General features: G+C 70.1%; 10 protein-coding genes. 1 reads left to right on the top strand and 9 read right to left on the bottom strand.

All coding sequences use genetic code 11. From position 1 onward, the window contains the following. Position 1 precedes the first annotated feature (1 nt). The 4 genes from miv_RS12860 to miv_RS12845 all read right to left on the bottom strand — a co-directional run bounded on the left by miv_RS12860 (position 2) and on the right by miv_RS12845 (position 5673). On the bottom strand, positions 2–913 hold the full coding sequence (locus miv_RS12860) for an ABC transporter permease (RefSeq protein WP_048425487.1): 912 nt from the start codon (positions 911–913) through the stop codon (positions 2–4). After that, complete coding sequence (locus miv_RS12855) at positions 910–2040, bottom strand: ABC transporter ATP-binding protein (RefSeq protein WP_207183062.1); 1131 nt, start codon at positions 2038–2040, stop codon at positions 910–912. Before miv_RS12855 ends, miv_RS12860 begins: the two co-directional genes overlap by 4 nt. Positions 2041–2582: 542 nt before the next feature. Further along, positions 2583–4145, bottom strand: a complete 1563-nt coding sequence (locus tag miv_RS12850) for a DHA2 family efflux MFS transporter permease subunit (RefSeq protein WP_207183061.1) — start codon at positions 4143–4145, stop codon at positions 2583–2585. A 280-nt stretch (positions 4146–4425) separates the two neighbouring features. Next, entirely contained in the window at positions 4426–5673 is a 1248-nt protein-coding gene (locus miv_RS12845; RefSeq protein WP_207183060.1) for an HlyD family secretion protein, read from the bottom strand. Between the two features lie 170 nt (positions 5674–5843). On the opposite strand from miv_RS12845, the gene miv_RS12840 reads away from it, so the two are divergent. Then, the gene (locus miv_RS12840) at positions 5844–6494 is read left to right on the top strand and encodes a TetR/AcrR family transcriptional regulator (protein ID WP_207183059.1); all 651 of its coding nucleotides are present in this window, start codon (positions 5844–5846) and stop codon (positions 6492–6494) included. Here the strand turns inward: miv_RS12840 and miv_RS12835 are convergent. The 5 genes from miv_RS12835 to miv_RS12815 form a co-directional block, all read right to left on the bottom strand. Beyond that, positions 6473–7444, bottom strand: a complete 972-nt coding sequence (locus tag miv_RS12835; RefSeq protein WP_207183058.1) for an NAD-dependent epimerase/dehydratase family protein — start codon at positions 7442–7444, stop codon at positions 6473–6475. The genes miv_RS12840 and miv_RS12835 overlap by 22 nt on opposite strands. A gap of 29 nt (positions 7445–7473) precedes the next feature. Then, positions 7474–8436: a C45 family autoproteolytic acyltransferase/hydrolase gene (locus tag miv_RS12830; RefSeq protein WP_207183057.1), complete on the bottom strand. Its 963-nt coding sequence runs from the start codon at positions 8434–8436 to the stop codon at positions 7474–7476. A gap of 24 nt (positions 8437–8460) precedes the next feature. Next, positions 8461–9147, bottom strand: coding sequence for a Crp/Fnr family transcriptional regulator (locus miv_RS12825; protein ID WP_058620211.1), 687 nt, complete (start codon positions 9145–9147; stop codon positions 8461–8463). Between the two features lie 132 nt (positions 9148–9279). Continuing rightward, positions 9280–10611 carry a nucleotide sugar dehydrogenase gene (locus miv_RS12820; protein ID WP_207183056.1) on the bottom strand — a complete coding sequence of 444 codons (1332 nt, stop codon included), beginning with the start codon at positions 10609–10611 and terminating at the stop codon, positions 9280–9282. A gap of 275 nt (positions 10612–10886) precedes the next feature. Then, the gene (locus miv_RS12815) at positions 10887–12374 is read right to left on the bottom strand and encodes a Hint domain-containing protein (protein WP_207183055.1); all 1488 of its coding nucleotides are present in this window, start codon (positions 12372–12374) and stop codon (positions 10887–10889) included. Between the last annotated feature and the right edge of the window lie 284 nt (positions 12375–12658).

Below are 12658 nucleotides of genomic sequence, written 5' to 3'. Positions count from 1 at the left end.
CTCAGGGGCGCTCCAGCCGGCGCGCCTCGGCCTCGCGAAACAGCACCACCGGGCCGGCGACGATCACGAGCAGCACCACCGCGACGCTTGAGGCGAGCGGCCAGTCGCGGTTGGAGAAGAACTCGCTCCACAGGACCCGCCCGAGCATCAGGGTGTCGGTGCCGCCGAGCAGGTCCGGGATGATGAACTCGCCGGTGATCGGGATGAAGCACAGGAGCGCCCCGGCGACGAGGCCGGGCCACGACAGCGGCAGGGTCACGGTGCGGAAGGCGGCGAGCCGGCTCGCCCCGAGGTCGCGGGCGGCCTCGATGAGCCCGCGGTCGAGGCGCTCCAGCACCGCGTAGAGCGGCAGAACCATGAAGGGCAGGTAGGCGTAGACCATCCCGATCATCACCGCCGCCGGGGTGTTGAGGATCTCGACCGGCTGACGTACCAGCCCGAGCGCCATCAGCGCCTGGTTGAGGAGCCCATCGGATTTCAGGATCGCGATCCAGGCATAGACCCGGATCAGGAAGCTCGTCCAGAACGGGATCACCATCAGGGCGACGAGGAGAGGCTGCCAGGCCTTCGGCGCCCGCGCCATCGCGTAGGCGATCGGGTACCCGACGAGGACCAGCAGCAGGGTCGCGCAGAGCGCGACCGTCAGCGAGGTCAGCCCCGCGTCGAGGTAGAGCGGGTCGGCGAGGAGCGTGCGGTAGTTCTCGAAGTCGAGGGCGGCGAGCACGTCGGCCCAGCCGGCCAGGCCCGCATCCCAGTCGAGCACCGGCGTGTAGGGCGGCAGGGCGGTCGCCGGGTCCGACAGGCTGATCTTCAGCACCACCGCGAAGGGCAGGCCGAAGAAGGCGAGGAGCCACAGGAGCGGGACCGCCGGCAGCGCCAGCCGCCGCAGGGCGTCGCGCAGCCGCCCGGTCATGCGGGGACCTGGGACGAGGCAAGGACCTGGGGCGCGGCGGGCTCGCCCGGCAGCAGTGAGGCCGCCTCGGGTGCGAAGGCGAGGTGCACCGGAGCCCCCGGCGCCGGGCCGGTGCCGGGCGGGGTCGCGGCCCGCAGCACCCGCCCGTCCGCCATCCCGACCCGGCAGACGATCCTGTCGCCGAGATAGGTCGCGTCGAGGAGCGTGCCGGCCAGGCCCTCCGTCGCGAGCGTCAGCCGCTCGGGCCGGAGCGCCAGGAGGCCGGGCGATCCGGCGTCACCGGCGCCGTGATGGTCGAAGGCGTGAAGCGTCCCGAGCGGCGTGTCGAGGCCGCGCAAGCGCCCGGCCCCGCCCTCCCCGAGCCGGCCCTCGATCAGGTTGACGTCGCCGAGGAGCCCTGCGACGTAGCGGGTGGCCGGACGCTCGTAGAGATCGGCCGCCACGCCGACCTGGACCAGCCGGCCCGCCGCCATCACGCCGATGCGGTCGGCCAGCACCATCGCCTCGGCGGGATCGTGGGTGACGACCACGAAGGTGGTGCCGAGCCGGCGTTGCAGCGCCCGCAGCTCGGCTTGCGTCTCCTCCCGCAGGGCCCGGTCGAGGGCGCCGAGCGGCTCGTCGAGGAGCAGCACCCGGGGCCGCTTGGCCAGCGCCCGGGCGAGCGCGACCCGCTGGCGCTGGCCGCCGGAGAGCTGGTCGGGCCGGCGGGCGCCCAAATGGTCGAGCTGGACGAGGCGCAGCATCTCGGCGACCCGGGCGGCGACCTCGGGACGGCCCAGGCCCTCCCGCTCCAGCCCGTAGGCGACGTTCCCCGCCACGTCCCGGTGCGGGAACAGGGCGTAGGACTGGAACATCATGTTGACCGGTCGGCGGTGCGGCGGCACCCCGGTGAGGTCTCGTCCGTCGAGAAGGATTTTTCCGGAGTTCGGCGCCTCGAAGCCGGCCACCATGCGCAGCAGCGTGGACTTGCCGCAGCCGGAGGGCCCCAGCAGGCCGAAGACCTGGCCCGGCGCGAGGTCGAGGTCGACCCCGTCGACGGCGGGATGGGCACCGAAGCGCTTCGAGACTGCCTCGACGCGGAGGTGTCCGGAGGCGGGCGGAGTCGCGGGGGAATGAGGCGTCGTCACGTCGTCCGGGCGGCGCGGGCTGGCGGGAACCCGATCCTTATCGCGGGTCGGGCCCGCCTGGAAAGGACCGTCGGCCGCAGGTGGGCGGCCGGAGTCCCGCAGCGATGGGCCGGGCAGGCCCCGGTCCGCGGCCGAAACGGCGGCGGAATCAGAGATTTGGCGCCTCGCCCGACGGGGCGCGACGGAGCGATTGCCGGCCGGCGCGGCGCAGCTGACGCAGATGTAACCCCCGCTCACCCGTCTCGGACCAAGGTCGAGGGCCGCGGAGACTTGTGGGAACCCGAGAAGGGGGTGTAGTTTTCTCGGCGACACGCGTTGATTCCGCCCGCCGCGTCCTTCGACCCGGGCGGCCTCCGCATCTCCTCCCGAGACGTGTCATAGACTTGGCGCTCCTGCCCCGATCCGGGCAGGGGCGCCTTTTCTCGTGCGCCGTCTCCCGCGCCTAGAGCATTTTCCGACGAAGTGGATGCCGGTTCGTCGAAGAAAAGAGATGAAACAAAGACTTGGAGCGCTTCGCGATGGCAGTGCGATCGTGAAGCGCTCTAATGCGCGTCCGCTCCCGCCCCGCCCGGGCGCGGCCGGCGGATCATCGGCGTGGCGCAGGCCATCAGCACGAACAACACGGTCAGCATCAGAAAGACGTCGGAGAAGCTCATCAGCAGCCCCTGCATCCGCACCGTGTTCATCATCGCCTTCAGCGCCATGGCGTCCGGGTTGCCGGCGAGCCCCGCAAAGCCCTTGGCCATGCTGTCGAGGCGTTCCAGCACCATCGGGTTGGTCCAGGTGAAGCGCTCGTGCAGGCGGGCGAGGTGCAGGTCCCAGCGGTCGTTGAGCGCGGTGTTGATCAGCGCCAGCCCGACCGCGCCGCCGAGGTTGCGGGTGAGGTTGTAGAGGCCGGACGCGTTCTTCATCCGGGCCGGCGGCAGGGTGCCGAGCGCGATGTTGTTGATCGGGATCATGCACAGCATCAGCGAGCAGCCGCGCAAAACCTGGGGCCACAGCAGCTCGTCGAAATCCCAGTCCTTGGTGATGCCGGTGACGATCCAGGTGCCGGCGGCGAAGCCCGTGAACCCGATCGCCATCATGATCCGCGGATCGACCTTGGCCGAGAGGCGCCCGGCGATCGGTGCGGTGGCGAACATGCATAAGCCCGAGACGAACATCGTCTCGCCGATCTGGAGCGCCGAGTAGCCGCGCACCCGGCCGAGATAGACCGGATAGAGGTAGGTCAGGCCGTAGAGGCCGATGCCCATGACGAAGCTGAACAGGCAGCCGCCGGCGAAGTTGCGGTCCGAGAAGGCGCGAAGATCCACGATCGGCTGCTCGGCGGTGAGCGCGCGCCAGAAGAACCCGATGCAGGCGATGCCGCAGACGATCGCGGCGGCGAAGATCGCCTCCTCCTGGAACCAGTCGTGGGTGGGGCCCTCCTCCAGCACGTATTCGAGGCAGCCGAGGAAGGCCGCCATCAGGCCGAGGCCGGCCCAGTCGAAGCGCTTGAGGAGGTCGAGGTTCGGCTTGTCGAAATCGACCAGCAGGTAGGTCGAGACCGTGACGAAGATGCCCGGCACGATGTTGACGAGGAAGAGCCAGTGCCAGTTGAACAGGTCGGTGAGGTAGCCGCCGACGGTGGGGCCGATGGTCGGGGCGAGCGTCGCCACGAGGCCGATCATCGGCGAGACGATGCTGCGCTTTGAGGCCGGGAAGATGGTGAAGGCCGAGGCGAACACCGTCGGGATCATGCCGCCGCCGATGAAGCCCTGGAGGGCGCGCCAGAGGATCATCTCGCCGATCGTCGACGAGGTGGCGCACATCAGGCTCATCAGGGTGAAGCCGCCGGCCGAGATCACGAACATCCAGCGGGTCGAGAGCACCCGCGACAGGGTGCCCGACAGCGGGATCGAGATCACCTCGGCGATGAGGTAGCTCGTCTGCACCCACGGGATCTCGTCGGCCGAGGCCGAGAGGCCGGCCTGGATCTCGGCGAGCGAGGCCGAGACGATCTGGATGTCCAGGATCGCCATGAACATCCCGAACACCATGCAGACGAACGCCACCATGCGGCGGCGGTCGATCGGTGCGTCGGCGGGCGCGGGGGTCGCGGCCATGTCGGATAAGCCTGCTGGATTGTAGTTTGAGGGGAGTCCGTTCGACTCGACCTGACGATGCTAAGGCGCGTCTCCCCTCTCCCGTGTGGGAGAGGGGTCGGGGGATCGAAGATCCCGCGTGAGGGTGATACGGTCCTGAGTCGGGCTCGTAACGTTGTGCTCGCCGCGTGACGCTCAGTGTTTAATCCTGAAGCGTGTCACCCTGCGCGATCTTCGATCGCCCCTACCCCTCTCCCATACGGGAGAGGGGATCCCGCGCTCGACGATTGTCTTTCTTGGCTCACCGCCCCGCCGTCCGAACCGACGCCGCCGCAGCCTTCTCCGACACCGCCTGATGCGGCTCGATCGGGGCCGGCGGCTTGGTCTCGTCGAGGCCCCGCGTATCGACCCGCACCACCACCGAGAGGCCCGGCCGCAGGAGGCCCTCGCGGGCGACCTCTTCCGGCACCCGCACCCGGACCGGCAGGCGCTGGACGATCTTGGTGAAGTTGCCGGTGGCGTTGTCGGGAGGCAGCAGGCTGAACACCGAGCCGGAGGCCGGCGACAGGCTCTCGACGGTGCCGAGGATGTCGCGGTCGGGCCAGGCATCGACCCGGATGTGGACCGGCTGGCCGACCCGGACCCGGCCGAGCTGGGTCTCCTTGAAGTTGGCGTCGACCCGGGCGCTCTGGAGCGGCACGAGCGCGGCGATGCGCGAGCCCGGCCCGACATAGGCCCCGGCCTCCGTCGCCTTGTTGCCGATCACTCCGTCGAAGGGCGCGCGGAGCACCGTGAAGGACAGGTCGCGCTTCGCGCGGTCGACGGCGGTGCGCAATTCGGCGGCGAGGTTCTCGGCCTCGAGGGTCTGCGCCTCCAGCACCGCCACGTTGGCCTGGAGCGCGATCAGGTTGGCCTCGGCGCCCTTGACGGTGGCGTCGGACCGGTCGCGGTCGGCCCGGGACTGCTCCAGGCGCGACTTGGCGGCGAACTCGGAGAGAGCGAGCTGGGTCTGGCGCTGGTAGTCGGCGGCGGCCCGGACCTGGTCGGCCTTGGCGGCGTCGATCTGGGCCCGGCCCTGCAGCACCTGGGCCCGGGCGGCCTCGGCCTGGCGGGCGATGCGGGTAATCACGCTCCCTTGCGTCGCCAGCTTGTCCTCGGCGGCCTTCAGCGCCAGGCGGTAGTCGCCGTCCTCGATCCGCGCGACGACGTCGCCGGCCTTGACCGCCTGGCCGTTCACCACCGGTACCGCCTCGAGGTAGCCCGAGACCTTGGCGGCGAGCGTCGAGATGTCGGCCTGGACGTAGGCGTCGTCGGTGGTGACGAAGAAGCGGCCGGTGGTCCACCACTCGTGCCCCGCATAGGCGCCGTAGGCGCCGCCGCCGAGAAGCAGCGCGAGCAGGACCAGGCGGCGCAAGGGGCGCTTGCGCTTCGCGGGCGCACCGGCGGGCGGCGCGGGGGCGGCCTCGACAGGGGGCGCGGCTTGAGGAGCCGCCTTGGAGGGCGCCTCGCCGGCGGGCCGGCCCTGCGCGTAATCGTCTCGGAACGCCATCGTCGTCTTCCGTCCCCGCCGCGCCGACCCGAATCGCACGATTCGAGTCGATTGACGGCTCTCGAACGGTCACGATAGTACGTTGACCGAACCGTTCGGTCAATCGATACCGTGTGCAGTGCACACGTCCGGTTGACCCCGGCCTCCGCGCCCCCACAATGGCTCCGATCATGAGCACCGACTCCACGACCGCCGCTACCGCCGCCGAGGCGGGCCCCGCCGAGACCGACAAGCGCCGCCAGATCCTGGACGGGGCCCGCGAGGTGTTTCTCGCCAGCGGCTTCGACGGCGCCAGCATGGGGGCGATCGCCAAGGCGGCCGGGGTCTCGAAGGGCACGCTCTACGTTTATTTCGAGAGCAAGGAATCGCTGTTCGAGGCGCTGACGATCGAGGAGAAGCGGAGCCTCGCGGAAAACATCTGCCGGCTCGATCACGACGACCCCGACATCGCCGCCGTCCTGCGCCGCCTCGGCACCAGCCTGATGGAGGCGATGGTGCGGCCCGACCACATCGCCTCGGTGCGGATGGTGATCGGCGCGGCGGAAAAATTCCCCCGCTTCGGCCGGGCCTTCTACGAGGCCGGACCGCTGCTCGGCCGCACCCGCCTGCGCGCCTATCTCGACGCCCAGGTCGCCGCCGGCCGCCTGCGGGCGATGGATTCCGACCTCGCCGCCCGCCACTTCTTCGACCTCTGCGCCGCCACCACGATGCGCCGCCTGCTCTTCGCCGTCGGCGACCCGCCGACCGAGGCCGAGACGACCTACTGGGTGGCGGAAGCCGTGCGGGTCTTCCTGGCGGCTTACGGACCGGAGGAGCGGTAGCCCCGCTCTGCGTGCCGGGCGGCCAGCAGGGCCGCCTCCTCGTCCGCGGTCAGGCCGGTGACCGGGCCGCCGGTCGTCTCCAGCCAGCCAAGCGTGTCGCGGGCGGTCTCCTCCAGGGGCCGCACGCTCAGGCCCGCCGCCAGCGTCGCCGAGACGTCGCGCGACGCGTCGCCGATCGTGTCCGGCAGCGGGAGCGGCAGGGAAAACGGGCCGGATTCGCGCTCCACCCCGTGGCGGTCGAGGAAGGCCCGATCCACCCACGCATAGGTGCAGGCCGAGCCGAGGGCAGCGGCGCAGCTGTCGAGGAAGGCGCGGCGGGTGCAAGGCGGCGCGACCGCGTCGAACGGCCCGGCGAGCCCCCGTTCCGCCGCGTGGACGATCCAGGCGGCGAGGTCGCGGACGTCGATCCACTGGACCGGATCCTCCGGCTCTGCCGGCGCCAGCACCTCCCCGCCGCGCGCAAGCCGTGCGACCCAGTACGAGAACCGCCCGGTCGGATCGCCGGGGCCGACGATCAGCCCGGCCCGGCAGATCAGGGCGCCACCGCCGAAGGCCCGCTCGCACGCGACCTTGGCGGCCCCGTAGGGCCCGACGTCGGACGGCGCCAGGAGCGGCGCCGTGCGGGCCGTCTGCCCGCGCGTGGCGGTGTCGGCGTAGACGCTCGTCGTCGACACGAAGGTCCAGTGCCCGACCCGGCCCGCGAGCGCCGCCAGCGCCCGCCGGACCCGGCCCGGGTCGCGCGCCACGTCCACGGCGGCATCGAAGGTCGCTCCCCTCAGGGCGTCGAGCCCGTCCGCCCGGTCGCGCTCGATCGCGACGAAGCGGGCCCCCGGCGGGGCGGCGCCCGCGCGCCCCCGCGCGGCGCAGGTCACGGCGTGGCCGCGCCCGACCGCCTGCGCGGCGATCGCCCGACCCAGGAATCGCGTGCCGCCGAGCACCACGATGCGCATGCGTCGCCCCCGCCCCGCTCCGCGCACGGCTACGGCTCCAACTCGCCGTAATCGTGCGTGTAGGCCCCCTCCTCGAACCGGGAAAAGCCCTGGCGCCAGCGATGGCCGGGCCAGAGATAGTCCACGCGCCCCTCGGCCGGCCGGTAGACCGCCGTGTAGGCTGTGGTGAAGGCCGCCTTGCGCGAGTAGAGCGGCGGATCGAAGAACCGCGCGGTCAGGCCGGCGAGCGTGGTCGAGGGGGCGTCGAGGGCCTCGTCCAGCACCCGTTGGCGCAGGGCCGAGCGCGAGGCGGGCGAGGCCCGCTCCTGGTGGTTGGTGCAGGTGCGCTGGCGCGTCACCGCCGCCGCCCGCCGCGGCCCGAGGAAGAGTGTGGCGTGGTCGCCGGTCCGGTCGAGGAGCGTGACGTTGTGGAGCTGCGTCGGCGGCAGGCCGCACAAGGCTTCGGTCGCCTCGGCCACCGAGCCGCAGGTCTCCAGGAGGTAGCGCAGGATCAGGATGATGGCGAAGCCCTCGCCGCGCCGGGCGATGCCGCCGAGGGTGCAGCTGACGACGAGCCCGTCGTCGTTCATCCCGTCGAGGCAGCCGCCCCAGGGGCGCTGGCCCATCCCGATCACCCGCCGGCCCGACCAGGCGGAGAGCTCGATCCGCCCGGTGATCGAGGTCAGCGGGTAATCGTAGTTGCGCACAAGGGCCGGGCCGTCCTCGCCGAGCCATACCGCCTGGCTGCAGCCCTGCCGGTGGGCGGCCGGACGGTAATGGCTGAGGATGCTGTGGGCGAGATGGTCGTCGCCGACGAGCCCGCAGGCCGCGTCGTAATGCCGGACGAGCTCGGGCATGTGCCGGACGAGGGCGGCACGGCAGGCCTCCGGCGGGAGCGGGGCGGCCGTGTCGCCGAGGTACCACCGCGCGGCCTCGTCCCGCCCGGCCCGGAAGCGGGCGAGCCACGCCGCGCCGGGGCGGTCCTCGCGGTGGGCGGTGAAGGTCTTGTGCATGGAGGGTCTTGTGAAGGGGGCGCCTCAGGAATCCTCCCGCAACGCCTCCGCCACCCGCGCCTCCAGAATGTCGGGCCGGCGCAGGATCAGGGCGCCGCGGGTCCGGTCGACGAGACCTTCCTGGGCCATCACGGTGAATTCCCGCGTCACCTGCTCGCGGCGGCAGCCGATGCGGGCGGCGAGCACGTGGTGGTAGGGCGGCGGGCTCACTGCGCGCTCGCCCTCGGTGCCGGGCCGGGGGGTCGAGAGGCGCAGGAGTTCGGCATAGAGGCGATGGCGCAGGTCGAGGACCGCGTGCTCCATCAGCCGGGCGTTGAGCATCCGCACGCGCTTGGCCAGCAGCCGCAGCAGCTTGTCGGCGATCGGCGGGGCCGCGAAGACGATCTCGCGGAAGACCGCGGCCGGCACCACGCACAATTCGCCCCGGGTGAGCGCCGTGACGTTGGCCGAGCGGCTGACCCCGTCGATGGCGGCGAGCTCGCCAAAAAACTCGCCGGCCCGCATCTCGCCCAGGATCACCTCCTTGCCGGATTGCGTCCGGTTGAGGATCCGCACCTCGCCGGCGGCGAGCAGGTAGACGTCGGTCGAGGCGTCGTCGAAATCGACCAGGATCTCGTTGGCGTCGAACCGCCGCCAGATGCAGCGCGATTCGTAGGAGGTCAGGTCGACGCCCGCGTCCTTGAAGAACGGAAACCCTGCGAGCCGACCCATCTGGTACCCTCGACCCCGCGGAGGCTTCGCGGGTGCTGCCCCCGCGTTCTTAGCCCGGCGCGGCTCCGCTTGCCAGGGTGCGGGGGCGCCCGCCGGGGTCATGTACCGGGGAGGCCGGGGTTTTTCCCAACATTACGCCTTCACGATCGTCGCACCTGTGAGTCCATGACGCGCCATGACGTTGCGGGTGTCGACGACGAGGCGGGCATGCTCGGCGACCAATGCGTAGTCGACGCCGTCGTGGTCGGTGGCGATCAGCACCGCGTCGACGGTGCGCAGGGTCTCGGGCGTCAGGGGCTGCGAGCATCGCCCGGCGAGCTCCGGGTGCTCGCGGGTCGCCGGCAGGATCGGCACCAGGGGGTCGTGGTAGAGCGCGACCGCGCCGCGCCCCTCGATCAGCCGGATCAGCTTCAGGGCCGGGCTCTCGCGCGTATCCTCGACGTTGCGCTTGTAGGCGAGCCCGAGCACCAGCACGCTCGCGCCCGAGAAGGCGCGGCCGGTGCGGTCGACGGCCGCCGCTAGGCGCTCGACGACGTGATAGGGCATCCGGGTGTTGACCTCGCCGGCCAGTTCCACGAACCGGGCCGGCACGTCGAATTCCCGCGCCTTCCAGGCGAGGTAGAACGGGTCGATCGGGATGCAGTGGCCGCCCAGTCCCGGCCCGGGCTGGAACGGCATGAAGCCGAACGGCTTGGTGGCCGCGGCCTGGATCACCTCCCAGACGTCGATCCCCATCGCGTCGTAGACGAGCTTCAATTCGTTCACGAGGGCGATGTTGACCGACCGGAAGATGTTCTCGGTGAGCTTCACCGCCTCCGCCGCGGCGGCCGAGGAGACCGGCACGGTGCGGACCACCAGCGCGCCGTAGAGCGCCTCCGCGAGCGTACGCGCGGCATCGTCGTCCGCCCCCACCACCTTAGGGATGCGGGCGGTGTCGAACTCGCCGTTGCCCGGGTCCTCGCGCTCCGGCGAGTAGGCGAGGAAGAAGTCGTGGCCCGAGCGCAGACCCCCTGCCTCCAGGATCGGCCGCATCACCTCCTCGGTGGTGCCCGGATAGGTGGTCGATTCGAGCACCACGAGCTGGCCGGGGCGCAAGCGCGCGGCGATGGCCCGGGCGGTGGCCTCGACGTAGGACAGGTCCGGCTCGCGATGGCGGGTGAGCGGCGTCGGCACGCAGATCAGCACCGCGTCGGGCTCGGACAAACGCGCCATGTCGCCGGTGGCCGCGAAGGTGCCGGCGGCCAGCGCCGGGCCCAGCGCCTCGCCCGGGATGTGGTGGAACGCCCCCTCGCCCCGGTTCAGCGCCGCGACGCGCCCCGGATCGACGTCGAAGCCGAGCACGGAGAAGCCGGCCCGGAGGGCGGCGAGCGCCAGCGGCAGCCCGACATAGCCGAGGCCGACGATGCCGATCAGGGCTCGGCGCTCCGAGAGGAGTGCGCGCATCCGCGCCTCGTTCGCGTTCATGTCCGCCGCTCCAGCGTTCCCTGGCGCCGACACTCGATCGAGATGCCCGGCGTCGGGCTCAAAGCCACGCTGTTGACCGTGGTCGCGTGGCTGTCAAACCTGGCAGGGGCCCCAGGGGGGCGCCCTTCCTGGCGTGTTGGGCTCGAAGTCTCGGATCGATGGATGCTATCGGCAGGCGACCGGGGGAGGGCCTGACCGAGGCAGCCGGGAACGTGCAAGCCCATGCCTGGTCTAGACGATTTTCCCCGACAGCCTTCCGACGCGTGCAGCGCCCCTCAGGCGCTCAGCCGCGTGGCGCCTTGGTTCTCGTCTGCGCCGGCTCGCAGCGTCGGCCCGGTCGCCGGTGCCAGCCAAGCCTGCAGAGTGCCGCGGTCGGGCGCGGTCTCGATCACCAGCGTCACGATGCCGGTGCTTCCTGCCCAGAGCACGGCGGGAAGAGCCGCGGCGCCCACAGTCCAGCGCCACGGGTTCGTTTCGCAATCCTGAATGAACGAGAACCCGGTCTCGAATAGACTGCTGCCGATCGGCAGGGAGCGGATCACGCCGTGGCCGTCGATCACCGAGACGCCCCGCACCGGCACGCCGAGGCGGCGCCCGTCGCCCGCGCCCACCCGCACCCGCTCGGGCACGAAGCTGCGCGAGGTCAATCGCACCGAGCCGGCCCCAGCCGGCAGGGAAAAGCGCGCCGTCGTTCCATCGCGCTCCGGACGGATCGCCACGCCGTCGGCGACGAGGTGGAGATCGTCCTCGTCGGTCAGGGTCCAGCCCAGCGCCTGGGCGCGGGCGATCAACCGGGTGCGGACCGCGTCGACGATCGGTCCGTCCTGCACCAGCGGCAGGGAGAAATCGTCCAAGGTGAGCGGGCTGAAGTCGGGATGCAGCACCGTGTGCTCCGACCCGTTCTCGAAGCCGGCGCGCACGCCGGTATCGAGGAAGCTTTCCGCTGGCAGGCTCTCGGCGAGGAGAACGTCGTGGCTGTCGAGCTCGACGTGCCAATAGGTGATCTCCGCGACCGGCATCTGGGCGATGGTGGCGTCGTTGAGGAGATGCTTGACCGGGATCAGCACATCGTCGAGCACCGTGACGCGCACAGCGTGGTCGGGGGAGAGAACGAGGTCGCGGGCCGGGAGGCTTGGTCCGAAGGCATCCGCAAGGATCCGGACCGGCCAGACCGCTTCGGGCGTAGCATGGCGGGAGCAGTCCAGTGTGCGGCGCCCGATCCAGCGGATCGGGCGGGCCTCGCCAGCGGCGGTAACGACATGCTGGCCGACACTGAGGTGCTCGACCGGGATGTCACCCCTCGTCGTCCGTATCAGTGTACCGCCAGCGAAGCATGGAACCGTATTCGTAATCGCGCTGGTCGTCGAGAGATTGGTCGACCCGAACGTTAAAGTTTTAGTTGTGGCCGGAATCGTTGTGTAGTCCGTAACTACCTTCGTGTATTGAACTGTGTCGAATTTACTAAACAATCTTTGATTTGAATCAAATGTAAATGATAATGAAACATTTTCATTGGAAAATTGACTATTGCCAATGTATTCAACTCTATAATCAGTGGATCCGTCCAAATTTCTTATCAGATTGATCGTTCCGCGCTCTGGAAAGCTGTACTGATCAGCCTTCAAATTGCTGGAAACGGTCGCTATGCGTTGTTGTCCAGGTAGATCATACAATACAAAGATAGAACCTTCAGTAGTTATTTGATTCCCGCCGCTTAATGAAGATAGCGGCCCGCTAAAATCATAACGAACATATTCAGTCATGGCTTTCTCTCAACCGCCCGTAAAAATATTGGTTCTCTTCATATACTTCACAAGCATATCCTAGAAATCGGCTGGAAATGTTGTAAAATTACAACTTTCGGAAGTTTCTCGCACGTCAAAAGAGGGAGCAGCGCGGCGCACGGACCGGGCGCACACAGTCTCGGCGCCCGGGCCATGTCTCCACCGGTGGCAGGTGGACATCGTCGATCGGCGCTTCAGTGACGGCGTGGGTCAATCACGGCCGATGCTGGAGAACCTGCCGTCCCGACTGGACGATCTCCCGC

The organism is Methylobacterium indicum (assembly GCF_017347565.1).
GTDB lineage: Bacteria > Pseudomonadota > Alphaproteobacteria > Rhizobiales > Beijerinckiaceae > Methylobacterium > Methylobacterium indicum.
This window is presented reverse-complemented; position numbering and strand designations above follow the sequence as displayed.

Bases quoted from the DNA above. Each gene is read 5' to 3' on its own strand.
- miv_RS12860 (WP_048425487.1), bottom strand. From the start codon at position 913: ATGACCGGGCGGCTGCGCGACGCCCTGCGGCGGCTGGCGCTGCCGGCG.
- miv_RS12845 (WP_207183060.1), bottom strand. From the start codon at position 5,673: ATGGCGTTCCGAGACGATTACGCGCAGGGCCGGCCCGCCGGCGAGGCG.
- miv_RS12830 (WP_207183057.1), bottom strand. From the start codon at position 8,436: ATGCACAAGACCTTCACCGCCCACCGCGAGGACCGCCCCGGCGCGGCG.
- miv_RS12835 (WP_207183058.1), bottom strand. From the start codon at position 7,444: ATGCGCATCGTGGTGCTCGGCGGCACGCGATTCCTGGGTCGGGCGATC.
- miv_RS12815 (WP_207183055.1), bottom strand. From the start codon at position 12,374: ATGACTGAATATGTTCGTTATGATTTTAGCGGGCCGCTATCTTCATTA.
- miv_RS12850 (WP_207183061.1), bottom strand. From the start codon at position 4,145: ATGGCCGCGACCCCCGCGCCCGCCGACGCACCGATCGACCGCCGCCGC.
- miv_RS12840 (WP_207183059.1), top strand. From the start codon at position 5,844: ATGAGCACCGACTCCACGACCGCCGCTACCGCCGCCGAGGCGGGCCCC.
- miv_RS12825 (WP_058620211.1), bottom strand. From the start codon at position 9,147: ATGGGTCGGCTCGCAGGGTTTCCGTTCTTCAAGGACGCGGGCGTCGAC.
- miv_RS12820 (WP_207183056.1), bottom strand. From the start codon at position 10,611: ATGAACGCGAACGAGGCGCGGATGCGCGCACTCCTCTCGGAGCGCCGA.